This window comes from Nisaea sp. (assembly GCF_040217065.1).
GTDB lineage: Bacteria > Pseudomonadota > Alphaproteobacteria > Thalassobaculales > Thalassobaculaceae > Nisaea.
Genome location: NZ_JAVJNX010000001.1, coordinates 25,578 through 49,952 on the forward strand (window position 1 = coordinate 25,578; position 24,375 = coordinate 49,952).

29 protein-coding genes and 1 tRNA gene are annotated in these 24,375 nt (G+C 63.8%); 21 read left to right on the top strand and 9 right to left on the bottom strand.

Features of this window, described 5'->3' with window-relative positions; translation table 11 throughout:
- The first annotated feature begins 108 nt into the window (after positions 1 to 108).
- Genes RH950_RS00120 through cobM form a run of 6 tightly spaced genes read left to right on the top strand, consistent with a single transcriptional unit; the run spans position 109 to position 6,348 of the window.
- Positions 109 to 1,173: a sirohydrochlorin chelatase gene (locus RH950_RS00120; RefSeq protein WP_350052461.1), complete on the top strand. Its 1,065-nt coding sequence runs from the start codon at positions 109 to 111 to the stop codon at positions 1,171 to 1,173.
- A 14-nt stretch (positions 1,174 to 1,187) separates the two neighbouring features.
- Positions 1,188 to 1,841 carry a precorrin-8X methylmutase gene (locus RH950_RS00125; RefSeq protein WP_350052463.1) on the top strand — a complete coding sequence of 218 codons (654 nt, stop codon included), beginning with the start codon at positions 1,188 to 1,190 and terminating at the stop codon, positions 1,839 to 1,841.
- On the top strand, positions 1,838 to 3,070 hold the full coding sequence (gene cbiE, locus RH950_RS00130; RefSeq protein WP_350052465.1) for a precorrin-6y C5,15-methyltransferase (decarboxylating) subunit CbiE: 1,233 nt from the start codon (positions 1,838 to 1,840) through the stop codon (positions 3,068 to 3,070). The genes RH950_RS00125 and cbiE overlap by 4 nt, the downstream gene beginning before the upstream one ends.
- Positions 3,071 to 3,074: 4 nt before the next feature.
- Entirely contained in the window at positions 3,075 to 3,794 is a 720-nt protein-coding gene (gene cobI / locus RH950_RS00135; RefSeq protein ID WP_350052467.1) for a precorrin-2 C(20)-methyltransferase, read from the top strand.
- Positions 3,791 to 5,587, top strand: a complete 1,797-nt coding sequence (cobJ, locus tag RH950_RS00140; protein WP_350052469.1) for a precorrin-3B C(17)-methyltransferase — start codon at positions 3,791 to 3,793, stop codon at positions 5,585 to 5,587. Before cobI ends, cobJ begins: the two co-directional genes overlap by 4 nt.
- Complete coding sequence (cobM, locus tag RH950_RS00145; protein WP_350052471.1) at positions 5,584 to 6,348, top strand: precorrin-4 C(11)-methyltransferase; 765 nt, start codon at positions 5,584 to 5,586, stop codon at positions 6,346 to 6,348. Before cobJ ends, cobM begins: the two co-directional genes overlap by 4 nt.
- 104 nt (positions 6,349 to 6,452) lie before the next feature.
- Here the strand turns inward: cobM and RH950_RS00150 are convergent, their stop codons facing one another.
- Entirely contained in the window at positions 6,453 to 7,214 is a 762-nt protein-coding gene (locus tag RH950_RS00150; RefSeq protein ID WP_350052473.1) for a cobalt-precorrin-6A reductase, read from the bottom strand.
- 2 nt (positions 7,215 to 7,216) lie between these two features.
- Positions 7,217 to 8,308, bottom strand: a complete 1,092-nt coding sequence (locus RH950_RS00155) for a cobalt-precorrin-5B (C(1))-methyltransferase (RefSeq protein ID WP_350052475.1) — start codon at positions 8,306 to 8,308, stop codon at positions 7,217 to 7,219.
- A gap of 162 nt (positions 8,309 to 8,470) precedes the next feature.
- Here RH950_RS00155 and cobA point away from each other — a divergent pair, with 162 nt between their 5' ends.
- Genes cobA through RH950_RS00170 form a run of 3 tightly spaced genes read left to right on the top strand, consistent with a single transcriptional unit; the run spans position 8,471 to position 11,912 of the window.
- Positions 8,471 to 9,313, top strand: coding sequence for a uroporphyrinogen-III C-methyltransferase (cobA, locus tag RH950_RS00160; protein ID WP_350052477.1), 843 nt, complete (start codon positions 8,471 to 8,473; stop codon positions 9,311 to 9,313).
- A gap of 5 nt (positions 9,314 to 9,318) precedes the next feature.
- Complete coding sequence (locus RH950_RS00165) at positions 9,319 to 10,647, top strand: cobyrinic acid a,c-diamide synthase CobB (RefSeq protein WP_350052479.1); 1,329 nt, start codon at positions 9,319 to 9,321, stop codon at positions 10,645 to 10,647.
- A 17-nt stretch (positions 10,648 to 10,664) separates the two neighbouring features.
- Complete coding sequence (locus RH950_RS00170; RefSeq protein WP_350052481.1) at positions 10,665 to 11,912, top strand: MFS transporter; 1,248 nt, start codon at positions 10,665 to 10,667, stop codon at positions 11,910 to 11,912.
- 60 nt (positions 11,913 to 11,972) lie between these two features.
- On the opposite strand, the gene RH950_RS00175 is transcribed toward RH950_RS00170, so the two are convergent.
- A complete protein-coding gene (locus tag RH950_RS00175) occupies positions 11,973 to 12,461 on the bottom strand; it encodes a Fur family transcriptional regulator (RefSeq protein WP_350052730.1) in 489 nt (162 codons plus the stop codon).
- A 177-nt stretch (positions 12,462 to 12,638) separates the two neighbouring features.
- On the opposite strand from RH950_RS00175, the gene RH950_RS00180 reads away from it, so the two are divergent.
- The 3 genes from RH950_RS00180 to RH950_RS00190 all read left to right on the top strand — a co-directional run bounded on the left by RH950_RS00180 (position 12,639) and on the right by RH950_RS00190 (position 14,721).
- On the top strand, positions 12,639 to 13,229 hold the full coding sequence (locus tag RH950_RS00180) for a PAS domain-containing protein (protein WP_350052482.1): 591 nt from the start codon (positions 12,639 to 12,641) through the stop codon (positions 13,227 to 13,229).
- 180 nt (positions 13,230 to 13,409) lie between these two features.
- Positions 13,410 to 14,477: a hypothetical protein gene (locus RH950_RS00185; RefSeq protein WP_350052484.1), complete on the top strand. Its 1,068-nt coding sequence runs from the start codon at positions 13,410 to 13,412 to the stop codon at positions 14,475 to 14,477.
- A 168-nt stretch (positions 14,478 to 14,645) separates the two neighbouring features.
- Positions 14,646 to 14,721 (top strand) — tRNA-Thr (locus RH950_RS00190).
- 36 nt (positions 14,722 to 14,757) lie between these two features.
- Here the strand turns inward: RH950_RS00190 and RH950_RS00195 are convergent.
- Positions 14,758 to 15,597: a hypothetical protein gene (locus tag RH950_RS00195; protein WP_350052486.1), complete on the bottom strand. Its 840-nt coding sequence runs from the start codon at positions 15,595 to 15,597 to the stop codon at positions 14,758 to 14,760.
- A gap of 203 nt (positions 15,598 to 15,800) precedes the next feature.
- Here RH950_RS00195 and RH950_RS00200 point away from each other — a divergent pair, with 203 nt between their 5' ends.
- Positions 15,801 to 16,157: an XkdD/Y8K6 family phage-associated protein gene (locus tag RH950_RS00200; RefSeq protein WP_350052488.1), complete on the top strand. Its 357-nt coding sequence runs from the start codon at positions 15,801 to 15,803 to the stop codon at positions 16,155 to 16,157.
- A gap of 6 nt (positions 16,158 to 16,163) precedes the next feature.
- Positions 16,164 to 16,661, top strand: coding sequence for a hypothetical protein (locus RH950_RS00205; RefSeq protein WP_350052490.1), 498 nt, complete (start codon positions 16,164 to 16,166; stop codon positions 16,659 to 16,661).
- Positions 16,662 to 16,690: 29 nt separating this feature from the next.
- Here the strand turns inward: RH950_RS00205 and RH950_RS00210 are convergent, their stop codons facing one another.
- Positions 16,691 to 17,131, bottom strand: a complete 441-nt coding sequence (locus RH950_RS00210) for a hypothetical protein (RefSeq protein WP_350052492.1) — start codon at positions 17,129 to 17,131, stop codon at positions 16,691 to 16,693.
- Positions 17,132 to 17,306: 175 nt separating this feature from the next.
- Positions 17,307 to 18,029 carry a Bax inhibitor-1/YccA family protein gene (locus RH950_RS00215; RefSeq protein WP_350052494.1) on the bottom strand — a complete coding sequence of 241 codons (723 nt, stop codon included), beginning with the start codon at positions 18,027 to 18,029 and terminating at the stop codon, positions 17,307 to 17,309.
- A gap of 186 nt (positions 18,030 to 18,215) precedes the next feature.
- On the opposite strand from RH950_RS00215, the gene RH950_RS00220 reads away from it, so the two are divergent.
- From RH950_RS00220 to RH950_RS00245, 6 genes are all read left to right on the top strand, one after another.
- The gene (locus RH950_RS00220; RefSeq protein ID WP_350052496.1) at positions 18,216 to 18,599 is read left to right on the top strand and encodes a hypothetical protein; all 384 of its coding nucleotides are present in this window, start codon (positions 18,216 to 18,218) and stop codon (positions 18,597 to 18,599) included.
- The gene (locus tag RH950_RS00225; RefSeq protein WP_350052498.1) at positions 18,596 to 19,234 is read left to right on the top strand and encodes an SIS domain-containing protein; all 639 of its coding nucleotides are present in this window, start codon (positions 18,596 to 18,598) and stop codon (positions 19,232 to 19,234) included. Before RH950_RS00220 ends, RH950_RS00225 begins: the two co-directional genes overlap by 4 nt.
- 292 nt (positions 19,235 to 19,526) lie before the next feature.
- Positions 19,527 to 19,661, top strand: a complete 135-nt coding sequence (locus tag RH950_RS00230) for a hypothetical protein (RefSeq protein WP_350052500.1) — start codon at positions 19,527 to 19,529, stop codon at positions 19,659 to 19,661.
- A 98-nt stretch (positions 19,662 to 19,759) separates the two neighbouring features.
- Positions 19,760 to 20,056 (top strand): hypothetical protein, encoded by a 297-nt coding sequence (locus RH950_RS00235; protein ID WP_350052502.1) that lies wholly within the window; start codon positions 19,760 to 19,762, stop codon positions 20,054 to 20,056.
- Positions 20,057 to 20,205: 149 nt separating this feature from the next.
- Positions 20,206 to 20,664 (top strand): hypothetical protein, encoded by a 459-nt coding sequence (locus tag RH950_RS00240; protein ID WP_350052504.1) that lies wholly within the window; start codon positions 20,206 to 20,208, stop codon positions 20,662 to 20,664.
- Position 20,665: 1 nt separating this feature from the next.
- Positions 20,666 to 20,854 carry a hypothetical protein gene (locus tag RH950_RS00245; RefSeq protein ID WP_350052506.1) on the top strand — a complete coding sequence of 63 codons (189 nt, stop codon included), beginning with the start codon at positions 20,666 to 20,668 and terminating at the stop codon, positions 20,852 to 20,854.
- On the opposite strand, the gene queC is transcribed toward RH950_RS00245, so the two are convergent.
- The 3 genes from queC to RH950_RS00260 all read right to left on the bottom strand — a co-directional run bounded on the left by queC (position 20,851) and on the right by RH950_RS00260 (position 23,575).
- Entirely contained in the window at positions 20,851 to 21,555 is a 705-nt protein-coding gene (gene queC, locus RH950_RS00250; RefSeq protein WP_350052508.1) for a 7-cyano-7-deazaguanine synthase QueC, read from the bottom strand. The genes RH950_RS00245 and queC overlap by 4 nt on opposite strands.
- 137 nt (positions 21,556 to 21,692) lie before the next feature.
- A complete protein-coding gene (gene rlmN, locus RH950_RS00255; RefSeq protein WP_350052510.1) occupies positions 21,693 to 22,802 on the bottom strand; it encodes a dual-specificity RNA methyltransferase RlmN in 1,110 nt (369 codons plus the stop codon).
- A 242-nt stretch (positions 22,803 to 23,044) separates the two neighbouring features.
- Positions 23,045 to 23,575 carry an invasion associated locus B family protein gene (locus RH950_RS00260; RefSeq protein WP_350052512.1) on the bottom strand — a complete coding sequence of 177 codons (531 nt, stop codon included), beginning with the start codon at positions 23,573 to 23,575 and terminating at the stop codon, positions 23,045 to 23,047.
- Positions 23,576 to 23,834: 259 nt separating this feature from the next.
- On the opposite strand from RH950_RS00260, the gene RH950_RS00265 reads away from it, so the two are divergent.
- Positions 23,835 to 24,374: a sigma-70 family RNA polymerase sigma factor gene (locus tag RH950_RS00265; RefSeq protein ID WP_350052514.1), complete on the top strand. Its 540-nt coding sequence runs from the start codon at positions 23,835 to 23,837 to the stop codon at positions 24,372 to 24,374.
- Position 24,375: the final 1 nt, after the last annotated feature.

Here is a 24,375-nt window from a genome sequence, read left to right on the forward strand (position 1 = left end):
CCCCGGAGATCTCCGGGGCCGGATAGATCCAGCAAGGATATCCGCGGCGGCTCGTGGCCGGGATGGCAGTGTTCCCGCGCCCCCGTGCACGCGGCGGTGGGGGATGAGATGAGCGTTTCAGATAAAAAAATCACCGGAAAACTGGGTGTAATGGTCTGCGGGCATGGCAGCCGCGATCAGGCCGCCGTGGACGAGTTCGCGAAACTCGCCGTCCGGATCAAGGAACAGATGCCGGACATGCCGGTGGATTACGGCTATCTGGAATTCGCCACACCAATCATCCGCACCGGGCTCGACGCCCTGAAGGCGCAGGGCGTGACGGATGTACTGGCCGTGCCCGGCATGCTGTTCGCCGCGGGTCATGCCAAGAACGACATCCCGTCGGTGCTGAACACCTACCAGGCCCAGTCGGACGGCATGAATATCCATTACGGGCGCGAGCTCGGCATCGACGTGAAGATGATCCGCGCCGCCTCGGCCCGCGTCGAGGAAGCGCTGGCTGCTGCCGGTGACGATATCTCCCGGCACGAGACCATGCTGGTCGTGGTCGGCCGTGGCGCGTCGGACCCGGACGCCAACTCGAACGTCTCCAAGGTGATGCGCCTGCTCTGGGAAGGCATGGGTTTCGGCTGGGGTGAGACCGCCTATTCCGGCGTTACCTTCCCGCTGGTCGAGCCGGCTCTCGAGCATGCCGCCAAACTCGGCTACAAGCGCATCGTTGTGTTCCCGTATTTCCTTTTCACCGGCATCCTGATCACCCGGATCTACGATTATGTCGACAAGGTCGCGGCCCGGCATCCGGAGATCGAGTTCGTCAAGGCCCCGTATCTGAATGACCACCCGCTGGTGATCGAGACCTTCCTGGACCGGGTCCGGGAGATCACCGACGGTACCGGCAACATGAACTGCCAGATGTGCAAGTACCGCCAGCAGGTGCTCGGCTTCGAGGACGAGGTCGGCCTGCCGCAGGAAAGCCATCACCATCACGTCGAAGGCATCAACGACAGCGATGGCCGTAGCCACGATCATGGGCACGATCACCACGATCACGATCACAAGCACGGGCACAGCCATGGGCATGATCACGGAGACGGGCACGGGCATGACCACCACCATCATCCCTATCCCCATGCGGACCATCCGCTCGGCCCGCGCACGCTGACCGATTCCTGATCCGGCACGCCGCCATGTCCGCGCCAGCCTTTGACTACGAGAAAGATCCGGCCGCCATCTACCGGCGCTCCTTCGAGATCGTCCGGGCGGAAACGGATCTTTCCCGCTTCGATGCCGACGAGGCCGAGGTCGCGGTGCGCCTTGTGCATGCCTGCGGTATGCCGGAGATCGCGCCCGATCTGGTTTTCTCGCCCGGCGCGGTCGCGGCCGGACGGGCAGCGCTTGCCTCGGGGGCTTCGATCATCTGCGACGCAGCCATGGTCGCCCATGGCGTCACGCCGAAACTGCTGCCGGCGGGGAATGAGGTGATCAGCCTGATCCGCGACCCACGCCTGTCCGATCTCGCGAAGGCGGAAGGAACGACGCTCTCTGCCGCCCAGGTAACCCTCTGGCAGGAGCACCTGGAAGGCGCCGTCGTCTCTATCGGCAATGCACCGACGGCGCTGTTCCGGCTGATGGAGAGCATCCTTGCAGGCGGGCCGCGCCCGGCGGTCATTCTCGGCTTTCCGGTCGGCTTTGTCGGCGCAGCGGAATCCAAGCAGGCACTGGCGGGGACCGATGGTCTGCCGCCCTTCCTCACCCTGCCGGACAGGCGCGGCGGCAGTGCCATGGCGGCGGCGGCGGTGAATGCGCTGGCGATCCTTGCCGGGAAAGGCATCGGCCGATGACCTCCACGACGCCCTGGCTGCGCGTGATCGGCATCGGCGAGGACGGGCTGGAGGGCCTCACCCCCACCGCCCGCGCGCTGGTGGACAGTGCCGAGGTGCTGATCGGCGGCGCCCGGCACCTCGCCATGGTGCCCGACGACGGGCGCGAACGGCATGAATGGCCCTCACCGCTCAGCAAGCTGGTCGAGGCGATCCTCACCATGCGCGGCCGCCCGGTCACGGTGCTGGCGACGGGCGATCCGATGCAGTTCGGCATCGGCGCCACCCTTGCCAAACATCTTCCCGCCAGTGAAATGGCGATCCATCCGGGCCCGTCCGCCTTCTCCCTCGCCGCCGCGCGCCTTGCCTGGCCACTCTCCGAAGTCAGGACACTGACCCTGCATGGCCGACCGCTTGCCCTGCTCGCCGCCGCCCTGCAGCCGGGTCTGAAACTGATGCTGCTGAGCGACAGCCGGGAGACACCGGGGCAGGTCGCGGCCTATCTCACCGGTGCCGGGTTCGGCGCCAGCAGCATGAGCGTGTTCGAGCATATGGGCGGCTTGTCGGAACGGCGGCTCGACGGCAAGGCGGCGGACTGGCCGCACCCGCCCGGCGCCGACTTCAACACCATTGCCGTCACGCTTTGCCGGCCGGACAGACCAGCCGCCCTCGGCAGCACACCCGGCCTCGATGACGATCTCTACGAAAGCGACGGCCAGCTGACCAAGCGCGAGGTGCGCGCGGCGACACTCTCCGCCCTGCGACCGGGACCGGGCCAGTTGCTCTGGGATGTCGGCGCGGGCTCCGGCTCCGTCGCCATCGAATGGATGCGCACCGACCCGCTGGCGAAAGCCGTCGCCATCGAGAGCAATCCGGAACGAATCGAGACCATCCGGCTCAATGCAAATGCTCTCGGGACACCGTTTCTCAGGATCGTGGAAGGTCGCGCACCCGAAGCACTAGACGGGCTTGAGGCGCCGGACGCCATCTTCATCGGCGGCGGGATCACCGGCGACAATGTGCTGGATTCCAGCTGGTCCGCATTGAAGCCCGGCGGAAAACTGGTTGCGAACGTCGTGACGCTGGAAGGCGAAGCCATGCTGTTCGCGGCGCAGGCGCGCCTCGGCGGGCTGCTTTCCCGCATCGCCGTCTCCCGGGCGGAGCCGGTCGGCCCCTATCAGGGCTGGCGGCCGCTGATGAGTGTCACCCAATGGGCCGTCACCAAGCCCGCAACGGACAAGGCGGAATAGCGGTATGACCGGTTTGCTCACAGGCATCGGCGTCGGGCCGGGCGACCCGGACCTGATCACGCTGAAGGCGCTGAAGCGGCTGCAGGCGGCGGATCTGATCTGCTACCCGGCACCGGAGGATGGCGACAGTCTGGCGCGAGAGATCGCCGCCCCGCATATCCCGGAAGGCCGTGCGGAATACGCCATCCGCATGCCGATGGTGACATCCCGGTTCCCCGCCGCACAGGTCTATGACGCGGCCAGCCTGCATATCGGCGCAGCGCTCGACGCCGGCCAGAATGTCGTCGTGCTGTGCGAGGGCGACCCGTTTTTCTACGGCTCCTTCATGTATCTCTATGAACGGCTGGCCCCGAAGCACCGGGCCGAGGTGGTGCCAGGCATCTCCTCCCTGATGGCCTCCGCCGCCGCGCTCGGCGCCCCGCTGGTCTCCCGCAATGACGTGCTGACGGTTTTGCCCGCCCCCCTGCCGGACGACATCCTGCGGGCTCGGCTGGAGAACACGGACGGCGCCGTCATCATGAAGGTCGGTCGCCATCTGGAACGGGTTCGCGCCTTGCTAGCCGATCTCGGCCTGCTCCAGGATGCGCGTTATATCGAACATGCCACGATGGATAGTCAGCGCTGCCTGCCCCTTGCCGAGGTGGATGCCAGCGCAGCCCCCTATTTCTCCATGATCCTCCTGCATAAACGCGGTGAGGCCTTCCTTGAGGGAAGCCGCCTATGACAATCGTCGTCCTCTCCCCCTCCGGCAGAAACACCGGGGAAAAGCTCGCCAAGGCGCTTGAGATGGAGCTGCATGCCCGCAGCGCGCCCGCCGACAGAATCTTCAGCGAGGTCGCAGAGCACTTGCGCGATCTGTTCACCATCGGCTCGCCTATCCTGTTCGTCGGGGCCGCCGGAGCCTTGATCCGCATCCTGGCGCCGCTGCTGGCCGACAAGGAAGCGGAACCGCCGGTGCTGGCCATCGCCGAAGATGGCTCTGCAATCGTGCCCCTGCTCGGCGGCCATCACGGCGCCAACGATCTGGCCCGCCGGGCCGGTCAAGCACTCGGCATCGCACCATCGATCACCACCGCCAGCGACCTCAGCCTGGGCGTGGCGCTCGACAACCCGCCCGTTGGCTGGCACCTCGCCCCCGGCGCCGATTACAAGAGTGTCGCCGCAGCCCTGCTGGCCGGAGAGCCCGCCGCCATCGATTCGGCGCTGGACTGGCTGGCTGACGCGGACATTAAGCGGGGTCAAGCAGCGGGGTGTCGGATCGCTGCCTCCGTCAAAATCGCCGATGCCGCACCGAAGAGCCTGACCTATCACCCCGAGCGCCTCGCCCTCGGCGTCGGCTGCGAGCGGGATGCGGAGCCGGAAGAACTTATCCGGCTGGTCGAGGAAACCCTGGCCGAGAACAATCTCGCGCCTGAGGCGATTGCCAGTGTCTATTCCATCGACGTGAAGATGGACGAAGCGGCGGTTCATGCCCTCGGCGCCCATCTCGGCCGCCCCGTCCGGTTCTTCGATGCGACCCGGCTTGAAGAAGAAACACCGCGCCTCGCCACACCGTCGGACGTGGTGTTCCGGGAAGTTGGCTGTCATGGCGTCAGCGAAGGCGCGGCCCTTGCCGCCGCCGGGCCGGACGCCGCGCTGATCGTGCCGAAGCGGAAATCGAAACGGGCCACCTGCGCCATCGCCGAAGCACCGGCACTGATCGACACGGCCTCCACCGGCATCGCACGCGGGCAACTCGCCCTGGTCGGGATCGGCCCCGGCGCGGATTTCTGGCGCACCCCGGAAGCAGATGCCGCCATCCGGGATGCCGAAGTGATTGTCGGCTACGGCCTCTATATCGATCTGCTCGGCCCGCTGGCCGCAGGCAAGGAGCGGCATGATTTTGCCCTCGGCGAGGAAGAGAAACGTGCCGCCTATGCCCTCGATCTCGCGGCGGAGGGCAGATCTGTCGTGCTGGTTTCTTCCGGCGATATCGGCATCTATGCCATGGCCACACTGGTCTATGAGCTGCTGGACAAGGCAGGCCGGAAGGACTGGGAGCGGCTGCATGTCTGGGTCACGCCCGGCATCTCCGCCCTGCAGGCCTGCGCCGCCCGGATCGGCGCACCGCTCGGCCATGATTTCTGCACCATCTCCCTGTCCGACCTGCTGACCCCGTGGGAAGCAATCCAGCAGAGAGTGAAGGCGGCCGCCGAAGGGGATTTCGTGATCTCCTTCTACAACCCGGTGTCACAGCGCCGCCGCACCCAGCTCGCCTATGCCCGCGAGGTGCTGTTGCAGCACCGCCCGCCCGAAACGCCGGTCATCCTCGGCCGCTCGCTCGGCCGGGACGAAGAGACAATCACCGTCACCACTCTTCAGGATCTGTCCGTCGATCAGGTCGACATGCTGACGCTGGTCATGGTCGGCTCCAGCGAGACACGGTTCAACGGCAAGCACGTCTATACCCCGCGCGGCTATGCCGGGAAGGCCGGCACCTCTATTCGCGCGGACAATAACTCAGAGGCTGCACAATGACCGTCTATTTCATCGGCGCCGGACCCGGCGATCCGGACCTGCTGACCATCAAGGGCCGGGACCTGATCGCCCGCTGCCCGGTCTGCCTCTATGCCGGATCGCTCGTGCCGGAAGCCGTCGTCGCCCATGCGCCGGACGGCGCCAAGGTTGTCGACACGGCACCGATGACGCTGGACGAAATCCTGACCGACATCGAGGCGGCCCACGCGGCGGGCCACGACGTCGCCCGGGTGCATTCCGGCGACCCGTCGCTCTATGGCGCCATCGCGGAGCAGATCCGCCGTCTGCGTGCCCTGGATATCCCGTTCGAGATCATCCCCGGCGTGCCCGCCTATACGGCTGCCGCCGCCGCGCTGGAAACCGAGCTGACCCTGCCGGAAATCAGCCAGACGCTGATCCTGACCCGGACGACCATGCAATCGAGCGCCATGCCCGAAGGCGAGGAACTGGAAGAACTCGGCCGCTCGAAAGCCACCCTCGCCATCCATCTCTCGATCCGAAACCTGCGCCACATCGAACGCGCGCTGACACCGCATTACGGCGCGGACTGCCCGGTCGCTGTGATCTACCGGGCAAGCTGGCCGGACCAACAGATCATCCGCGGCACCCTGTCGGATATTCGCGGCAAGGTGCGGGCGGCAAAGATCACACGCACCGCGCTGATCATGGTCGGCCGCGTGCTGAGCGAGGAGAACTTCCGGGACAGTGCGCTCTATGACGCCGAGCACACGCATATCCTGCGGCCGGAGGTTAAGGCGTAACTCTCAGCGCCATGAGACACGTCATTCCGTTGCAAAACGGGATCTCAAGCGGCCGGACGCCGCCCTACGGTCAAAAGGTCCCGGCTCAGCGGCCGGGATGACGATCAAGGGTGATGATGGGCTGTCACCCAGCGAACCGCATCCTCCACATCTCCGACGACTTCTCCCTTAGGCAGGGGCGGGCGGGCAACCATCACCACCGGCATGCGGAGCGACCGGGCGGCGAGGATCTTGCCGTAGGTCGCCGTGCCGCCGCTGTTCTTCGAGACGATGACGTCGATCCCGTTCTCTTTCAGGAACGCCGCCTCGTCCGCTTCCCTGAACGGTCCGCGCGCCAGCACCACCCGGGCGCCGGGCGGCAGTTCCGCCTCGTCCGGTTGCTCGACCGAGCGGACGACATGGGTGCAATTCATCAGATAGTGAAACGGCTCCAGCCCCTGCCGGCCGACAGTCAGGAACACCGTCAGCGGATGGGTTTGCGACAATGCATCCAGATGCCCTGCCGCCTCCTCATAGTCCCGTGCGTGATGCCAGTTATCACCGGATGCCTGCTCCCAGGCCGGACGCACCAGATGCAGACAGGGCGTTCCGGTCTCAAGCGCGGCTTTCGCGGCATTGGCCGAGATTTGCGCAGCATAGGGATGGGTTGCATCGACCAGCGCGGAAATGCCCTCTTCCCGGAGATAGGCCGCCAGTCCCTCAGTACCGCCGAAACCGCCGGTGCGGATCGGACAATCCGGCAGTTTCGGATTACGGGTCCGCCCCGCCAGAGACAACACGATCTCAAGGCCCGGATGCGCCATCTGGAGCGCGGTGACGAACGCATTGGCGAGGTCTGTTCCGCCGAGCACCAGAACGCGTGGCATCCTCAAACCTCTCCCGCCGTGCCGACCAGGTTGCCCTTGCGGTCGAACACCTCGACGATGATTTCCACCTCCGTGCCCGCGACCATCGCGCTCGCTTCAGCGCGAGCCTGCTCCCCGATCCGGTCGCCCAGCGGAAGGTTCGCCTTGAGCGCCATGTTCAGGACTTCGAGCGCGGTATTCGCAACCTTCGCCCGGGTGACCAGACCAGCATCACCGCCCACCGCCGCAAGCTGTTCGGCCAGCCAGTCCATATCAACCTGGCTGCGCCCTGAATGCAGGTCCATATGTCCCTGCGCCAGTTTCGCCAGCTTGGCGAAGCCACCGCCGATCAGCACTTTCGGCAAGGGGTGACGGCGCAGATATTTCAGCATGCCACCCACAAAATCACCCATGTCCAGCAAGGCCGTCTCGTCCAGCCCGTGCCGCCGGACCACCGCCGCTTCCGAGGTCGATCCGGTACAGGCGGCGACCAGCGGGAAGCCTCCGGCGCGGGCGACGTCGATGCCACGATGGATGGAATGAATCCAGGCCGAGCAGGAGAACGGAATCACCACGCCGGTGGTGCCGAGGATCGACAAGCCGCCGACAATGCCGAGCCGCGGGTTCCAGGTCTTCTTCGCCAGTGCTTCGCCACCCGGCACGGAAATCTCGATTTCCACATCACCGCTGCCGCTATGCGCCCGGGCAACCTCCGCCACGACGCCACGCATCAGCTCACGCGGCACCGGGTTGATCGCGGGCTCCCCCGGCGGGATCGGCAGACCCTCACGGGTCACCATGCCGACGCCCTCGCCCGCCTTGAACAGCACACCGCTTCCGGGGGCGCCTATACGCACCGTCGAGACGATGGTGGCAAGGTGCGTCACGTCCGGATCGTCGCCCGCATCCTTGATAATGGCGGCGCTGGCCACACCGTCGGACAGCGCTTCGCGCGCCAATGCAAAGTCCGGCTGCTCCCCTTTCGGCAAGGTGATGGAAACCGGATCGGGGAACGCGCCCGTCAGGAGTGCCGTGTAGGCGGCCTTGGTCGCCGCCGTTGCGCATGCGCCCGTGGTCCAGCCTCGTCTCAGCGGTCCGTCCGGTTTTCTTGCCATGAAATCTCTTAACCGGTCCGGCGCCGCGCATCCATGTCGAATTCACGCGGCTTCTGGACGCAGAGGCAGTAGATCATCGTCTCGCCCGCCGGTATTTTCATTGTGAAACATCATCGTCCGCCGCGCTGGAAAACACCCCGGTGCGGGAGTAGGGTCTGAGCCATGACAAACGTGACAGATTTCGCCGCTGACTTTGCGCCGGGCAGCGTGTGGCTGGTTGGTGCCGGGCCGGGCCATGCCGGACTGCTGACCCTGCAGGCCCATGCCGCCATGCAGGCCGCCGACGTGATCGTATACGATGCGCTGGTCAGCGAGGATATTCTGGCCCTCGCGCCCGCCGATACGCCGCGCGAATATGCAGGCAAGCGCGGCGGCAAGCCGTCGCCGAAACAGGCCGACATTACCCTGCGGCTGATCCAGCTCGCCAAGCAGGACATGCGTGTGCTCCGTCTCAAGGGCGGCGATCCCTTCGTCTTCGGACGCGGCGGCGAGGAGGCCCTGTCTCTCGTCCAGGCCGGTGTCCCGTTCCGCATCTGCCCGGGCATCACCGCCGGGATCGGCGGGCTGGCCTTTGCCGGTATTCCGCTGACCCACCGGGACACCAATCACGCCATCACCATGATCACAGGACACGATGCCACCGGCAATGTCACCGGGGTCGACTGGGAGGCGGTCGCCAAAGGCAGCCCGGCGCTGATCCTCTACATGGCGATCAAGCATCTGGGCGCGATCGCGGACAAGCTGATGGCTGCCGGGCGTAGCGCGGACGAGCCGGTCGCACTTGTCACCAACGCCTCCATGCCGGACATGCAGGTGCTCGAAACCACGCTGGGCCGGGCGGCGGAGGATATCCGCCTGCATGACGTGAAACCGCCCGCAATCGTCGCCATCGGCGAGATCGTCCGGCTGCGCGCCGGGCTCGACTGGCTCGGCGCCGCGGGCGGCAAGACCCTGGAGGCCGATCCGCTCGGCCTCGGCAAGGGCGATTCGAAGCAGACCGGGTAGCGGGCGTGCCCAGGGGCCTCATCATCGCCGCGCCGGCCTCGGGCAGCGGCAAGACCACGATCACGCTTGGCCTGTTGCGCGCCCTCCGGCGCAACGGCATCGATGTCGCCAGCGCCAAGGTCGGTCCGGACTATATCGACCCGGCCTTCCATGCCGCCGCCACCGGCCGGCCCTGCGTCAATCTCGACAGCTGGGCGATGCGGCCGGAAACGCTTGCCGCCGCTTTCGATGACGCACCGGACCTCACCATTGTCGAGGGCGTCATGGGCCTGTTCGACGGCGCCCATCTCGGCAGCGATCCGGACCCGCTGAGCGACGGTTCGACCGCCAGCCTCGCCCGCCTCACCGGATGGCCTGTGCTGCTGGTCGTCGACGCGGCCCGGCAGGCGCAGTCCGTCGCCGCACTGGCCGGCGGTTTCGCCCGGTTCGATCCGAGCGTCCGGCTCGCCGGCGTGATCCTGAACAAGGTCGGCAGCGAGAAACACGAGTCGATTCTGCGCCAGGCGCTCTCGGCGGCCGGACATGCCGTGCTAGGTGCCGTCCGGTCCGACAAACAGATCGCCCGGCCAAGCCGTCATCTCGGCCTGGTGCAGGCCGGGGAGCATCCGGATCTCGAAGAGTTTCTCGGAGCCGCCGCCGACCGGATGGCAGCCGATCTCGATCTGGATGCCCTCATGGCCATCGCAACGGCCTCGACAGGCGCAGCCGGCGCAGGTGCTGCCACCCCGCCGCTGCCGCCGCTCGGCCAGCGCATCGCGGTTGCCCGGGACGCCGCCTTTGCCTTTTCCTATCCCCATGTGCTCGAAGGCTGGCGCCGGGCCGGGGCGGAACTGTGCTTCTTCTCCCCGCTCGGCGACGAAGCACCCGCCGCCGATGCAGACGCGGTCTATCTGCCGGGCGGTTACCCGGAACTGCATGCGGCCCGCCTCGCGGCGGCGACCTCCTTTATGAACGCCCTGCGCGCACATGCGGCGGCCGGCACACATATCTATGGCGAGTGCGGCGGGTTCATGGCTCTCGGCAAGAGCCTGACAGACGCCGACGGCAGGGCCCATGCCATGGCAGGCCTGCTGCCGCACGCGACCAGTTTCGCGGAGCCGATGCGCCATCTCGGCTATCGGGTCGCCACCGTGCTGGAGGAAACACCGCTCGGGCCGGCGGGAAGTCTTTGGCGCGGGCATGAATTCCACTATGCTTCCACGGTCGGGCCGGACATTTCCGAGCCGCTGTTCCAGATTTCCAATGCCACCGGCATCGAGCTCGGGAAGATCGGCGGGCGAAACGGGGCCGTCTTCGGATCCTTTATGCACCTGATCGACCGGTCGGGTGCCTGACCTCGCTGGTACGCCCCATGACTGCGCCGTCTGCCCCCGGACAGAAACCGCCCTCCATTGAAACCCGGTTTGGCTGGATCGTCGTTGCCGCGTCGCTGGCCTTTATCTGCGTCGCGTTCGGCCCCTCATACCTTCTTGTCGTCAGCCTGAAACCGATGTCGGCGGAGTTCGGCTGGCCGCGCTGGGTCCCGTCTATGGCCTATGCCTTCCTGCTGCTCGGTACCGGGCTTGGCGGCATCGTCATGGGGCTCTGGGCTGACCGGGCCGGGCTTGGCAAACCGATCCTGCTCGGGGCCGTGGTAACCGGCGCCGGCGTGATGGCCGCGAGCCTGTCCGACTCAATCTGGTACCTGCTGTTCATCTGCGGGCCGGTGATCGGTTTCCTCGGCACCTCGACCAGCTTTGCCCCACTGCTGACAAACACCACCCGCTGGTTCGACCGCCGCCGGGGCATCGCCGTCTCGGTCGTGGCCAGCGGCCAGGCACTGGCGGGCGCAACATGGCCGCAGCTCTTCAACTACGGCGTTGAAACCATCGGCTGGCGCGATACCTGGCTGGCCTATGGCCTGTTCGCCGTGACCGCCATGCTGCCGCTGACCCTGATCCTGCGCCGGCGGCCGCCGGCGCCCCTGCAGGCCCCCACCGTCGCCGCCCCGCGAATCGGCCGGCGGGCCGCGGCCCTGCACGAGCTGCCACTGGCAATCCTCAGCCTTGCGATCATCGGCTGCTGCGTCGCCATGGCGATGCCGATGGTGCATATCGTCGCCTATTGCACGGATCTCGGGTTCGAAGCCGCCCGCGGTGCGGAAATGCTGTCGCTGCTCCTCGCCTGCAGCGCAATCAGCCGGATCGGCTTCGGCTGGATTTCTGACAGGATCGGCGGATTGCAGACCATCTTCGTCGGCGCCGGCATGCAGGCCCTTGCGCTGGCACTTTTCGCGCTGGTGGACAGCCTTGCGGGGCTCTATCTGGTCTCCGCGCTGTTCGGCCTGGTCTTTGGCGGGATCGTCCCTGCCTATGCCCTGGCCGCGAAGGAACTTTATCCGGACGGGGAGATCGGCTGGCGGATGGGTGTGATTTTCTTTTTCGGCACGGTCGGCATGGCGGCCGGCGGTGTTCTCGGCGGCTGGATCTTCGATCTGACCGCCTATTATCCGCTGGCCTTCGTGGTCGGCGTCAGCTTCAACATCGTAAACCTGCTGTGCCTGACCTGGCTCATCCGTTACCGCGTCGTCGCCATCCTGCCGCGCGCAAAACCTGCCTGACTCTGACAGCGGCCGGTCTCTTCAACAACTCTGATCCGAGAAAACGCCGGCGACCGACAATCAGACCGGCAGCTTGCCGCTGATGATCTTGGTCTTGGCTGAGGGTTTGTATTTCGACGGCGCCTTGGCTTCCGCCTTTTTCAGCGGCACGCCGAACAGTTCAAGATGGTGGTCAACCAGCTCGAAGCCGAGTTCACGAGCGATATATTCCTTCAGGGCCTCGAGTTCCTCATTGTAGAACTCGATCACATTGCCGGTCGTCACATCGATCATGTGATGGTGATGATCTTCCTCACCATTCATTTCCTCGTAGCGTGCCCGTCCATCACCGAAATCCCGCTTGGTGACGATGTTGGCTTCCTCGAACAGCTTCATGGTCCTGTAGACGGTCGCGATCGAGATCGACCGGTCGATCTCGCGGACCCGCTCATGCAGGGATTCCACATCTGGATGGTCTTCCGCCTCGGACAGGACGCGCGCGATCACTCGGCGCGGCTCCGTCATCTTCAGTCCCTTTTCAAGGCACAGGGCGGCAACCCTTGATTCCATGCTGGCTTCAGCCATTCCCTGACATCGCTCCGTATCTGTCGGGACCAAAGTAATCCACGGAGATTATACCAGCCCCTCGGTCATGACAAACCAGCTTTCCGCATCCCCGTCAGAGCCCCGGGTGCCGCGTCTGCCACCGGGAGGCAAAACGCGAATTCATTTGTCGAGTCTGAAAAATTGGATTTTAGTGATATTCTACCGAAGTATCTCTTCGGGTTCAGGAGGCAGATTGTGGCCAATGCGTGCGCACACTTGCTGGTGAACAGAGACAGTATCTGCAGACTCTATAATGTCTGGGCGGATCTTCCCATCGATAAGCCGCGAAAATTGCTGGACCCTCTGCGATTTGGCGCCCGCCTTCTGCCCAATCTGGCCCTGCTCAAAACGCTCCCGGAAGATTATCGCTACGAACTCATCGGCGCGCGAATCGGTATGTTTGCCCGCAGCTTCAACCCCGGCAGCACCACCGCCAGCGTCGGCCAGCCAGTCCCGCACCATTCCAACATGTTCCGCCTGATGCGCTCTGTCGCACAAACCCGGAAGCCAGTCGCCCAGACGGCCGCCTATGAAGTCACCCGGGGATTGACCAGGCGCTGCTTCAGCATGGTGCTGCCGCTGACAATGGGCGGCAGCAGCGTCAACGACCTGCTTCTCGGCCTGTGGCCGATTCCGGCGTCAGCCGAAATCGGTGTCAACGCCCAGAGCGAGTCGTTCACTTCGGTGCCGGACCTTGTCGAGGAACTGGATCACCAGCACCCGGTGTCCTGACCCATTCATCCGTATCGTTACAGATCGCCCGGAATCTCTTGCCTGTTGCTAGGCAACTCCGGTTCTTCTGCCGAGCAACATAATATGCTCGCAGTTCAGCTTTGCGCTGAGCCGCACCGGATAAGTATCTGGAGTCTCGACGAGTCCCTCGTCCGGCACTGAAATTGCCAGTACCAGTACATGGCAATTTCTCTCTCAGAGGTCGGCGCCACCGCAACCGGTCCCGTCGGCCCGCATATCGACACCGCCGAAATGGACAGTCTGTACAGGCTGCCCCTGGGCCTGCTGCCTCTAAAGACCCCGGCCCTGAAACGGCATTCCCTGATCAAAAATGCCCAGCTGGACGCTGTCGTGGAACTGTTCCGGGACAGTGGCGCCGGCAGCGGACAGATCCGGCCGGATTTCCTGCCCAACCACTTCAATTCGCAGGCACCGGAACTGATGAGCGACGTTGCGATCCTGAAACGCCTCGCCGCCATCGGCAGCTATGACGTCTACACGCTGCGCGTAGCCCTCCGCGAGCTGGATATCGGGTTCGACAATTACGACGCGCTCAGGCTTTCGCCGGAGAAGTACCGCGAGCTCACGCAATTCATGAAACATTATACGAGGCCAATCGTTCGCCGGCTCTTCGCGAAGGACGGGACCGCGCTCGGCAGCTACGGAAACCTGGTTGAATATCTGCGCAACCCGGACCGCGCCACGGTGCTCACCGAACTGGAGAAGCTTGCCGCCGACCTCGAAACCAGCGTTGCCGAGATCCCGCTGTTTCTGGAAAATTACGGCGACACCTTCCTCGGCTTCTCCTACTTTCGCAGTTGCCTGACCGAATCGCAGAAACGCATCAAACTCTTCAATCCCTGGGTACAGGAATTCCTGCGCTCGCCGGTCGCGCAGGGCAATCCGTCGCTCCTGACCAGAACAACACACGGGCTCCAGGCACTGCAGGACATCGTCGCCTCGGTGAAACAGCGTTTCGCCTATTTCGACCAGAGCTCCAGTGCATTCTGGGAAGACCCGACAGCAGAGTCCTTTCACAGTCTGCGCACCGAAATTGTCGGGCAGCACAGCGCAACCGGCAGCGTTCTGTGCGGCCTCGTGGTCAAACTCAATCTGTGGGAAGAGCGGTTCGCGACACGCGGCGGCAGTTTCCAGCGCCGGCTCGAATTCCTTGAATCGGAGATATTCCCGGGATTGAACGCCCTCGCCAGCGCCGAGAAACGTACCGCAAACCGATATCAGAACTGAGCCGTTCGCACTCAGCGGAACATGCCGGCATGCCATCATGATCGAGCCGGTGTAAGGGATTACCGCCGTCTCATCCGCATGCGTGGCAATGCGCCGGGCACGCGTTGCCGTTTTTCCCCTTGCACCCACCGCCCGGACGTCTTAAGTAGCCGTTCCCTTGCCAAGTACGCCGCAGTAGCTCAGCTGGCAGAGCACGTCATTCGTAATGATGGGGTCGGGGGTTCAAGTCCCTCCTGCGGCACCACTTCCCTGAACACAGCACCGGCCCGGATATTTCGACTCAGGATCCCGGAATGAGGATTTTTGGCGGTGTCGGAATCATCGTCTTGTTTGGAATCTCGGGCGCTTGGCCCGACGGAACGGGCATGATCATGGCATATTCACCGTCCGCCCGGACCTGATCGCGAACGCGCGCCAGCCAGCTCTCGTCCCGCCCGACCCCGACCATCAGACGAACGAACAGCCCGGCGACGGTTTCGACTTCGACAAAGAGCGGGTCCTGACCGTTGAAAAGGTCGGGGAACCCGGTGCGCAGCACCTCCCATCCAGCCAAGGCCGATTCATGCGTCCGATAGGACGCAAGATGCAGTCCGATGGCGCCCGTGTCATCCGGCCAGCCCAGTTCACTGGTGCGCAGTTCAAGCCGTTCGAAACGGGCATTGCTCCGCGCATCGGCCGTCTCCTGGTCCGCATTCAGTTTACTGACCGCCCTAAGGGCCGCGTCGACATCTGCCCGAAGTCCGGCGAGCTGCTGCGGGTCATAGCGCGCCGGTGCCGGTCCCGCGGGAGCCGCCGGGCCGGCCATTGGACCCGTGCCGAGCTTGATCCGCGTCTCGACCTTGCGGGCGACAATGCTGAGATCGGTCTGCAGCTGTCCGAGTTTCTGCTCCGTTTCGGCCAGGCGCGCAGCGCCGGTATCGGCCGCAGCCATGGAATCAGAAATTTTCTCGTCTATATACAGGCGCCGGCGAGGACCGCGTTCCGCCTCGACACGATCGAGTTCATCCCGCACATAGGCCCGGACCCGAAGCTCCTCGGTGCCGCTGCCGAACAGATCGCCAAGACCGCACCCGCCAAGAGCGAGCACCAAAGAGACGGCACACATAAGGGAAAATCTCATCGGATTCCTCAACGGACCTACAATATCTTGTGGAATCATAACAGATGGATGCCGTCCTGAGAATCCCATGTCTCGGAGCGCGTTCTCACAGCCCGTTCACACCCCGGGCGCCGAGACCGCCCCCCCCTCTCCGTCGTCCCGGGCATTGCCCCTGGCGGTGATCAGTCATTAAGCTGCAGTACCGAAACCGAGGAGTGTCCGTCATGCCCAAATACACACCCGGCCCGTGGCGCATGAACACAAGTGGCGAGCTCTGGTCCTATGCGCGCGGCAATGCCCCGGCGCAGATCGGTAGCATGAGCTGGTCCGGCGATGCCATGGAGCGGCAGGGCAACGCGCAGATGATCGCCGCCTCCGCCGAGCTTTGCGAATGCCTCGACGAAGTCATGCTGCTGGTCTCCCAGCCGGAAGTCGTGGGGGCCATCCTCGGCACCGACCGGCTGAAGACCAGGGCGCAGATGATCCTGGAGAATGCCCGCTCGGTGCTCTCCGAAGTCACCGGCCGGGATCTGCCGGAATGGCCCCGGCGGGACGAATCCGACACCCGTCTGGAAGGCTGACCGACGATGGACCTGCAGGATTATGTCAAGACCGTCGCCGACAGCGACATCGGTGACTGGACGCCGATTCTGCGCCCGACCTACCGCCATCGCTTTATCCCCCGAAAGAACGCCAAGGACGAAGTGACCGGCCTCGCCGCCGACCAGCACCCCCTGCACCTGACCTTCCTGCACGATATCCGCATCACGCTCGCCTATGGCATGGTCGACATCGCCAACTACCAGATCCCGTCCCCCAATGCATTTGCCAGCGAGAACGCCCGGACACATCTGCTGGACTGCTTCTGGGAGGGCCGGCTCGCCTTTCGCGAGACGCTCGTCAATGTCGGGCGAAACCGCTGCCTGCTGCCGCTACCGGAGGAATGGGCGGAAACCGGCATGGAGGTGCCGGTCCTGCGCTACGGACTGGCCAGACTGATCCACGATCTGGCGGGACCGCCGACGATCTTCGATGAGTATTTCAGCATGTCCGGGATGCAGCGGGTGAACCGCCGCTGGCCCTGATCCGCGGAGGGTCTGTTCGCGAACTGGCGTCAGAACAGTTTCTGGAAATTTCCGCCGGCATAATGCAGCAGGTAGATCGTGCCCAGGCCGCCGGCCAGAATCAGCACCAGCAAGAGCGTCACCTTGACGGCCATGGCATAGTCGCCACTGGGCTTTTTCGCCTTGGCCCGGCCGCGCGGCGGGGTTCCCTGCTTCAGCGCGGCTGCGGCGGCAGGAGTCGCCGCCGGCTCCGGCGCTGGCGCCGGTGCTTTATTGCGGACTTTCGACGTGGTGTCGAAAACCACGATTTCCTTACCGCTGCCGGTCGCGGAATCGTAGGTGTCCTTGATCACCTTCACGGCCTCGAACTGCTTCTCGCCATGCAGCGACTTCGCGGTTTCGATGGCAATGTCGCGATCAGGGTAGGTCGAATCGACAGCCCAGCTTCCGCCCTTCAGTGTATGCACCTCGAATAGGGTCTGAACCGCCATTGCCTAATAGTCCCAAAATTCAAAAACTAATCCCGCTCCGCCGGAACACCCGGCACGGCGGAACTATACATAAATTAATCTTGATGATCGGTTAACGGGCAATTCCCGCTCCGGCCGAATAAAAAAGGCCGCACCGGGGATACCGGCGCGGCCTCTTCGATCCGTTACCGGCTGCCTATTCGCGATTACCGAACAGCTGCAGCATGAACAGGAACATGTTGAGGAAATCGAGATAGAGCTTCAGAGCGCCCATGATCGACTTCTTCGTCGCCACTTCATGCCCGTCCGACTCCATGTACATGTTCTTGATGTTCTGGGTGTCGTAGGCGGTCAGGCCCGCGAAGACCAGCACGCCGCCGACGGAAATCATGAACTGCAGCATCGTCGAGGCCAAGAAAATGTTCACCACGCTTGCGATCAGGATCCCGATCAGGCCCATGAACAGGAACGAGCCCATGCCGCTGAGGCTTTTCTTCGTGGTGTAGCCGTACAGGCTGAGACCGGCGAAGGCGGCTGCGGTGATGAAGAACACCCGCACGATGCTCTCGCCCGTGAAGACCAGGAAGATGCTGGCGAGCGAAAGGCCCATCGCACCGGCATAAATGTAGAAGGTCGTACGCGCGGTGGAAGCCGCCATCGACTGGATGCGGGCAGCGAGGAAGAACACCATGCCGAGCGGAGCGAGCATGATCACCCACTTCAGCGGCGAGAAGAAAACGAGCTGCGCGAAGGCCGGCGAATTCATCGCCAGGAGGTTCGTTCCGAGCGCGAAGAAGCCGGTCAGCGCCAGGCCGATAGTCATGTGATTGTAGACGCCGAGCATATATGAACGTAGGCCGACGTCGATTTGTGCGGCCTCCGCCTCGGCGGCAGTCATGTGTTTGCGATCCAAGTCCATGTCTCACTCCCAATGAGCCGAAGGTCAAAAAACAGGTCAAAGAAGAAATAATGAGGGGCAGCGGACTTTTCAACCTAATCCGGAGCCAAAACCGCAAGACTTGCAGTTCTTTTCACGATGGCCCAAATGACCTGATAGCGTTACATCTTTTTATCAACCTGTGTGAAACCTGAAGAGAGTCCGGCCATGGTCGATCTGGGAGAGCTCAAGCCACTCTTTCGCGCCAGCAGCGATGCAGAATACGAGCTGGATCTGCGCGGCCTCGATCAGCCCCATTCGGTGGCATCCGTGGAGCGACTGCTGGAACGCAGCCGGTTCCGGGCACCGCGCTCGGTGCGCATCCTGATCGACGCCCCGGACGGCGCGGGCGGCACCAGCCATTTCCAGCCGCTCGGACGATTGCTGCTCGACGCGCGCAAAGAGGGTATCCTTGAGCAGATGTCGACGCTGCCGCCGGAAGACACGATCGGTTTCCGGATCGTGACGACCGGCAAGGCGGACATTGGGGAAGCAGCAACTGGTACCGACGACCAGGCACACCCCATCGAGCCCGAGGAAGACGACCTGTGAGCAGCCTGGCGGAACGGACCACGAACTATTTCGAGACCCTGGCGCGCCTGACACGCGAAGCCGGCGTGACCGACGGCACGGGCCGGGCAATGACGCCGGGCGACGGTATCGACGATTTTCTTGCCCGCGGCCGGGCCGCACATCAGGCCGGAAACAAGCTGATCTTCATCGGCAATGGCGCCAGCGCCTCCATGGCCTCGCATTACGCGCTGGATTTCAGCAAGAACGGCGGCATGCGCTCCCTTGCCTTCAGCGACGCCGCCATGCTGACAGCACTGGTCAATGATATTGGCGGCGACGCCATTTTCTCCGAGCAGATCGGCTATCATGCCCGCTCCGGTGACATCCTGGTCGCCATCAGCAGCAGCGGCACCTCGCCGAACATCCTGCAAGGCGTCGCCCGAGCGCGGGAAGTCGGCTGCACTGTCATCACCTTCTCGGGCTTCGCACCGGACAATCCCCTGCGGCTCTCCGGCGACCTCAATTTCCATGTTGCCGGGGATGAATACGGTTTCGTCGAAACCGCCCACGCCACCCTGATCCACGCCATCCTCGACCTGTCGCTCGGCTGGGGCACGGAAGACGACCGCAATCCCGGCGCACTGAAGAGACGCCGGGCGAGAGCCGGGCCCTGAAACCAAAACCTGAACGGCGGACCCGCCGGACGGGTTATTATTCAGAATAACCGCGCGTTTCGATTACCTTTTCCCTAATAAAAATTAAATAATTATTTCTAATTTTCAATTATTTATTCAAAAATAAAATACTATTATTCTCATAGTAAAGTTTTTCTCTCAGGAAATTACTGATATACAGAATATTTTTTAAATTGCTAATAATAAAACACACCCCATTGTATCCATAACGATTCCATACCATTTGTGTTGAACGGATATAATTCCGTAAATACTTAAAGGTATAAATATTATGTCAACCGATCACAAGAATACGGCACCGAACGCCCCGAAGTCCGACGACAAGGCGAAAGTCTCGTCCACGGCACCGGCCGGCGGCACCGCTGCCAAGCCTGTGGAAGCGGTCAAGGCAGCCATCAAGTCCTAATCGTCAGGGCGGAGGGGGTAGCCCCCCCTCCGTCATCCATTGCCTCGTCAACGGCTCCCCTCGCCCGATCCCGTCGAGGCGGGCCCGGGAGAAGCGCCGTGACAATCAGGACAAGCACGCAGACCGTGACATTCCGGCACCCGTTCCATCTTGCCGGGCTGCAGGACGAACAGCCGGCCGGGGCCTACAAGGTGGAATTCGACGAAGAATTGCTGCAAGGCGTTTCCTTCTCCGCCTATCGCCGGACACGCGCCCTTCTGCATCTCCAGCCCTCCGACGCCCGCCCCGGTGTTTCGGAAAGCGCCTGGATTGATCCCGCGGACCTCGATGCCGCGATCGCCAGGGACGCCGCCGCGGACCTCGCGCCGCAAATCAAAGCCCCCGACAGCCGATAAATCCCCGACACATCCCGGTGATTCCCGCGCCCGCATCTTGCGACAGGCGCGCCATCCGCTTTATTCCGGCATAACTGATCTGAACATAGCCGCCGCGCCACATGCGCGGCCGGCATCGTCATTCATGCCGGAACAAGGGATACCCGCCCGTGCAGACAGTCGCCGTACCGAAAGCCGCCCTCACCCGCTCCCTGTTCGGCCTGCGCCTGGGTGTCGGTCTCGTGCTCGGCATGTGGGTGCTGAACAAGTTCGTGAACCCGGCCGGCACCTCCGGCGTGCTGCAGCATTATTACGGCAGCCCGGAGATCGGCGTGGCGGTCTCCTACGCGCTGGGCACGGTGCAGGGGATGATCGTGCTGGCCTTCCTGATCGGCTCCCGCAAACGCGTGGCGACCGCGCTGGTCTTCCTCATGCATCTCGCCTCGACCCTGGCGCCGGTCGCGAATTATCTCGATCCCTGGACCGTGCCGAACCTGCTGTTCTATGCCGCCTGGCCGATGCTGGCGGCGATCGCGGCGCTGTACCTGCTGCGGGATTACGACACGCTGTTCTCGATGGAAGCCGGGATGGAAGCAAAGCTGGATGCCTTGCGCCCGGCCGGTGACTGAGATGGCACGGGACGGCAGCCCGCACCTCTCGAAACCCGAGGTCCGGCAGCTTGTCGATGCGGACGGCGACGCCCGGCGCGCGGCAATAACGCGCCTTTCCTGGCGCCCGGCCTGGGCGATCCGCAGCCGCAGCGGCGCGCTGAACGCGTTTCTGGATCTGTTTCGACGGTGCGGAGGTGCGCCGGATTAAGAGGCGCGTATTCCGGTGTACCCGGCCCAGCCCGTCCGCCGCAGAGCGCAGGCCGGGCAATCGTCGCAGCCGTAGCCCCAGGCGTGCAGCACGGTCCGGTCGCCGCGATAGCAGGTATGGCTCTCCCGCCGGACCAGCTCCACGAGATTCGCGCCGCCGAGCCCCTCGGCCATCTCCCAGGTCGCGGCCTTGTCCAGCCACATCAGCGGCGTGTGCAGCACATAGCGCTTGTCCATGCCGAGGGTAAGCGCGACCTGCAACGCCTTGATGGTGTCATCCCGGCAATCGGGATAGCCGGAATAATCGGTCTCGCACATCCCGGCGATAACATGCTTCGTGTCCCGCCGGTAGCCGACCGCCGCCGCAATGGTCAGGAACAGCAGGTTGCGGCCCGGAACGAAGGTGTTCGGCAGCCCGGCCTCATTCATCTCGATCTCCTTGTCCCGGGTCAGCGCGGTATCGCTGATCGCGCCGAGCAGCGAGAGATCAATAAAATGATCCTCCCCGAGCTTCGCCCCCCAGTCCGGAAACCGCTCCCGCAGTGCCGCGAGGAAAGTCTCGCGCACCTCAAGCTCGACCGCATGGGTCTGGCCGTAATCGAAGGCAATGGTCTCGACATGATCGAACCGGTCCAGCGCCCAGGCAAGGCAGGTGGCCGAATCCTGCCCGCCGGAGAAAAGAACCATCGCTGTTTCGGTCATGGGAATACCTGCTTTTGACTTGCCGTTCAGGTTCAAGAGTCGCGGCAGCCGGCGCGACTAAGTCAATCGCTCTTCGGGGAAATGCCGGTCGAAAGCTGAAACGAGATCAGCGCGGCGTTAGCCGAATGATGACGTCTCTACCCGGCGCTCGCCGCCGCAATCGCCGCGATCCGGTCTTTCTTCCTGAGCCGCTCGCTCGCGGACTTCAGCTGCCCGCAGGCCGCCAGGATGTCCCGGCCGCGCGGGGTTCGCACCGGTGAGGCGTAGCCCGCCTTCAGGACCACCTGGGCGAACTTTTCGATGGTCTCGTCGTCGGAGCATTCATACTCCACGCCGGGCCACGGATTGAACGGGATCAGGTTGATCTTGGCCGGGATGTCCTCGATCAGCTTCACCAGAGCGCGCGCATCTTCCAGGCTGTCATTCACGCCCTTCAGCATCACATATTCGAAGGTGATGCGGCGGGCGTTGTTGACGCCGGGATAGGTCCGGCAGGCGTCGAGCAGGTCCTTGATCGGGTATTTCTTGTTGATCGGCACCAGCTTGTTGCGGATCTCGTCGGTCACCGCATGCAGCGAGACCGCGAGGTTCACGCCGATCTCGGCGCCGCAGCGCTCCATCTCGGGAACGATGCCGGAGGTCGACAGGGTGATGCGGCGCTTGGACAGGCCGAGGCCCTCGCCATCCATGGCGACCATCATGGCGCGCTTCACGTTGTCGAAATTATACAGCGGCTCGCCCATGCCCATCAGCACGATGTTGGTCAGCTTGCGGTCGCTCTGCGCCGTCGGAAAGCCGCCGAGCCGGTCGAGCGCGACCAGGATCTGGCCGACCATCTCGCCTGAGGTCAGGTTGCGGACAAGGCGCTGGGTGCCGGTATGGCAGAAGGAGCAGGTCAGCGTGCAGCCGACCTGGGAGGAGATACAGAGCGTGCCCCGGTCGTCGTCCGGGATGAACACGGCCTCGGCCTCGTTCCCGTCGTCGAATTTCAGCAGCCACTTGGCAGTGCCGTCCTCGCTCCACTGCTCGCGGGTGATCTCCGGGCGGCCGACCTTGTAGTGCTGGGTCAGCTCCTCACGCAGCGGTTTCGCCAGCGTCGTCATCGCGGCAAAATCGGTCACACCCTTGTGGTAGATCCAGTGCCAGATCTGACCCGCACGGAATTTCGGCAGGCCAAGCGTCGCCAGTTCGGCCGCGAGCTGCTCGCGGTCAAGGCCCACCAGGTCTTTGGTGGCAAGATCTTTCATCGCCGGCTGGTCGGAGGCGGCGGAAGCGGATAAAGCATGTGTCGACATGGGCCGTAAAATGCGGGCACGGACCTGTAAAGGCAAGCCGAATCGGCGGAAAGCAGCCATGCCGGAGGCGCGTATCTCGGGGACCCGGGAAGAGACGAGGAAAGACCGGCAATGACTGCATCGCCAAGGGCCGTGATCGCGGGAGCCGGGATCACAGGCGCCGTGGCCGCCGTCGCTCTAATCCGGGCCGGCGGCTATTTCCCGCATTTGCCGTCGATCAGCTTTTTGGTCGCGGTGAATCCGCGCAGGGAATAGGTATCCTCTGTCTTGGTGCCGCGCGTGGACATGCCGCTGACCGTCATCTTGCTGCCCTTGATCATCGCCGTGACGATGGAGGCATCGGTTTTCGCATCGGGCGCCCAGGCCCGGTCCTTGTCGGTGAAGAGCGAGAATTTCTGCCCGCCGATCTCGACATCGACCTCGCTGTCCGGCTTGTAGGTATAGCCGGTGACGATGCTGAACTCGCCCTGGCTGTCCGCGTCGGGATGATGGGTGACCAGCGCGTAGATGTGGCCGCGCTTGGAATAGTTGCCTTCCGCCTTGGTCGGCGTGCTGGCCATGTAGCAGACCGTCTTGCCGGCACTCTCGTAGGTGTAGGCAATCCAGTCGCTGTTGCGGCCAATGGTTTGCGGTTCCTGGGCAACGGCAATGCTGGTCGCGCCGACAACGAGGGCGAGACCGAGTAAAAGCGAGCGGAAGTGCGTCATGGTGATTGAGCCAGCCATTCCGGTTTTCATGTCTGATGTTTTGGATGCCATCCCGGCGGTCAATATTCAATGCAAAGAATGTGGCGGGATTGAGAAGCCGGCCCGAAATCGAGAAATATCCCGGCCGAATGATCCGTCCCTGTGGCCCAACCGTATCGTCACCGAGATGTTTGAGCAAGTCAGCCTGAAAATCCCCGACCGCGCCCTTGAGTCCGTGCGCTCTGAAACGGTACAACCGGTTCGGGCACGCTTGGGAATGGACCGGCTTGATTTGAACATGACGCATGAGGATCTGATCGAGGCGATTGCCGGGACGCAGGACAGGACGGCTTTCCGGCAGCTCTTCGACCATTTTGCGCCGAGACTGAAATCGTACCTTCTCAGGCTCGGTGCCGATCCGGCCATGGCAGAAGACGTCGCGCAGGAAGCGATGGTCATAGTCTGGCGCAAGGCCGCGAGTTTCGACCGCCGTCAGGCCGGCGCCAGCACATGGATCTTCACCATCGCCCGGAACAAGCGCATCGACCGGTTGCGCCGGGAGCGGCGCCCGGAGCTGGACCCGGATGATCCCGGGCTGGTCCCGGCGGCCGAACCGGCGCCGGACCGGCAGTTGCAGGATGACGAGGCGCGCACGCGCATTGCGGCGGCCATGCGGGCCCTGCCGGACGAACAGGCAGACCTGGTCCGCCGGGCCTTTTTCGATGACGAGTCCCACAGCCGGATCGCCGAGGAACGCGGCCTGCCGCTGGGAACCGTCAAGTCACGCATCCGCCTGGCCCTGACCCGGCTCAGGCACGAGATGAAGGATTATGAGTAGC

What these genes read in the sequence shown, in the direction of transcription:
- RH950_RS00220 (WP_350052496.1), top strand. Translation starts at nt 18,216, where the DNA reads ATGGTCGATCTGGGAGAGCTCAAGCCACTCTTTCGCGCCAGCAGCGAT.
- RH950_RS00170 (WP_350052481.1), top strand. Translation starts at nt 10,665, where the DNA reads ATGACTGCGCCGTCTGCCCCCGGACAGAAACCGCCCTCCATTGAAACC.
- RH950_RS00205 (WP_350052490.1), top strand. Translation starts at nt 16,164, where the DNA reads ATGGACCTGCAGGATTATGTCAAGACCGTCGCCGACAGCGACATCGGT.
- RH950_RS00185 (WP_350052484.1), top strand. Translation starts at nt 13,410, where the DNA reads ATGGCAATTTCTCTCTCAGAGGTCGGCGCCACCGCAACCGGTCCCGTC.
- RH950_RS00215 (WP_350052494.1), bottom strand. Translation starts at nt 18,029, where the DNA reads ATGGACTTGGATCGCAAACACATGACTGCCGCCGAGGCGGAGGCCGCA.
- cobJ (WP_350052469.1), top strand. Translation starts at nt 3,791, where the DNA reads ATGACAATCGTCGTCCTCTCCCCCTCCGGCAGAAACACCGGGGAAAAG.
- RH950_RS00120 (WP_350052461.1), top strand. Translation starts at nt 109, where the DNA reads ATGAGCGTTTCAGATAAAAAAATCACCGGAAAACTGGGTGTAATGGTC.
- RH950_RS00155 (WP_350052475.1), bottom strand. Translation starts at nt 8,308, where the DNA reads ATGGCAAGAAAACCGGACGGACCGCTGAGACGAGGCTGGACCACGGGC.
- RH950_RS00150 (WP_350052473.1), bottom strand. Translation starts at nt 7,214, where the DNA reads ATGCCACGCGTTCTGGTGCTCGGCGGAACAGACCTCGCCAATGCGTTC.
- RH950_RS00125 (WP_350052463.1), top strand. Translation starts at nt 1,188, where the DNA reads ATGTCCGCGCCAGCCTTTGACTACGAGAAAGATCCGGCCGCCATCTAC.
- rlmN (WP_350052510.1), bottom strand. Translation starts at nt 22,802, where the DNA reads ATGAAAGATCTTGCCACCAAAGACCTGGTGGGCCTTGACCGCGAGCAG.
- RH950_RS00200 (WP_350052488.1), top strand. Translation starts at nt 15,801, where the DNA reads ATGCCCAAATACACACCCGGCCCGTGGCGCATGAACACAAGTGGCGAG.
- cobA (WP_350052477.1), top strand. Translation starts at nt 8,471, where the DNA reads ATGACAAACGTGACAGATTTCGCCGCTGACTTTGCGCCGGGCAGCGTG.
- cobI (WP_350052467.1), top strand. Translation starts at nt 3,075, where the DNA reads ATGACCGGTTTGCTCACAGGCATCGGCGTCGGGCCGGGCGACCCGGAC.
- RH950_RS00175 (WP_350052730.1), bottom strand. Translation starts at nt 12,461, where the DNA reads ATGGAATCAAGGGTTGCCGCCCTGTGCCTTGAAAAGGGACTGAAGATG.
- RH950_RS00245 (WP_350052506.1), top strand. Translation starts at nt 20,666, where the DNA reads ATGGCACGGGACGGCAGCCCGCACCTCTCGAAACCCGAGGTCCGGCAG.
- queC (WP_350052508.1), bottom strand. Translation starts at nt 21,555, where the DNA reads ATGACCGAAACAGCGATGGTTCTTTTCTCCGGCGGGCAGGATTCGGCC.
- RH950_RS00210 (WP_350052492.1), bottom strand. Translation starts at nt 17,131, where the DNA reads ATGGCGGTTCAGACCCTATTCGAGGTGCATACACTGAAGGGCGGAAGC.
- RH950_RS00265 (WP_350052514.1), top strand. Translation starts at nt 23,835, where the DNA reads ATGACGCATGAGGATCTGATCGAGGCGATTGCCGGGACGCAGGACAGG.
- cbiE (WP_350052465.1), top strand. Translation starts at nt 1,838, where the DNA reads ATGACCTCCACGACGCCCTGGCTGCGCGTGATCGGCATCGGCGAGGAC.
- RH950_RS00195 (WP_350052486.1), bottom strand. Translation starts at nt 15,597, where the DNA reads ATGAGATTTTCCCTTATGTGTGCCGTCTCTTTGGTGCTCGCTCTTGGC.
- RH950_RS00230 (WP_350052500.1), top strand. Translation starts at nt 19,527, where the DNA reads ATGTCAACCGATCACAAGAATACGGCACCGAACGCCCCGAAGTCCGAC.
- RH950_RS00260 (WP_350052512.1), bottom strand. Translation starts at nt 23,575, where the DNA reads ATGGCTGGCTCAATCACCATGACGCACTTCCGCTCGCTTTTACTCGGT.
- cobM (WP_350052471.1), top strand. Translation starts at nt 5,584, where the DNA reads ATGACCGTCTATTTCATCGGCGCCGGACCCGGCGATCCGGACCTGCTG.